Below are 944 nucleotides of genomic sequence, written 5' to 3' on the forward strand. Positions count from 1 at the left end.
ATCGGAGCGATGCGGCTATCGACGGCGATAAAGGGGGGGTAAGCCGGAACCGCCGAAATTTCCGTCACCCCAGCTCCAGTCCGGCCACGAGTGCATCCACGTTGAGCATCCTGCCCTGCCAGGATGCTGGTTTTGTTTGGGTATCCCCTTGTCGAACCATCAGAAGCCGGTACTCTGTTGCCAATCGTGTGACCCTAAACAAACCGGTTCACCCAATCGACCCTAACCGTACCGATGACCACCTTTGTCCGCGCCTACCTGCGCGCCTCCACAGACGAACAGGATGCCCAGCGTGCTCGCAGCGGCTTGGATCAGTTTGCGCGCGATCGGGGCGTTCGCATCTGCAACTACTACGCTGAGAACGCGTCCGGCGCACGCTTGGACCGAGCCGAGCTGTTTCGGTTGCTGGCCGACAGTCGGCCGCATGACGTGTTGCTGGTCGAGGACGTGGATCGTCTGTCACGTCTTGGCAGGGCCGAGTGGGAGAAGCTGAAAACGCTGATCCGCGAGCGCGCAGTGCGCGTGGTCGCGGTCAATGTACCGACGACGTGGCAGCACTTGGCCCCCCTGCAAAACGAGTTCGACGCTCGCATGTTCGGTGCGATCAATGACATGCTCCTGGACATGCTGGCCGCCATCGCTCGGCGCGACTATGAACAGCGCAGACAGCGGCAGGCCCAAGGCATTGCGAAAGCCAAGGTCGCAGGCAAATATCGAGGCCGCCAAGTCGACCGGGCGCGCTACGGTGCGATCAATCGGCTGCTGGCCAGCGGCAGCTCGTGGAGCGTGGTGCAAAAGACGGTGGGATGCAGCCGCAGCACCATCAGCCAGGCCGTCAAACACGCAAAGCTCAGCGCACCGGCACCGAGCACCGAACTCATGGCGGCGGCATCGGTTGCCGTGATTCTCTGGCTCCATGTCGAAAACGGGAGCAAGTTCACCCG

1 protein-coding gene is annotated in these 944 nt (G+C 62.1%); it reads left to right on the top strand.

The genetic code is table 11. The features are described 5' to 3' along the window. Window positions 1–234: 234 nt before the first annotated feature. A partial coding sequence (locus J7360_RS20965; RefSeq protein ID WP_209034749.1) for a recombinase family protein occupies window positions 235–944 on the top strand: 710 nt, incomplete at its 3' end.

The organism is Xanthomonas sp. D-99, from assembly GCF_017746145.1.
GTDB classification, from domain to species: Bacteria; Pseudomonadota; Gammaproteobacteria; order Xanthomonadales; family Xanthomonadaceae; genus Xanthomonas; species Xanthomonas cissicola.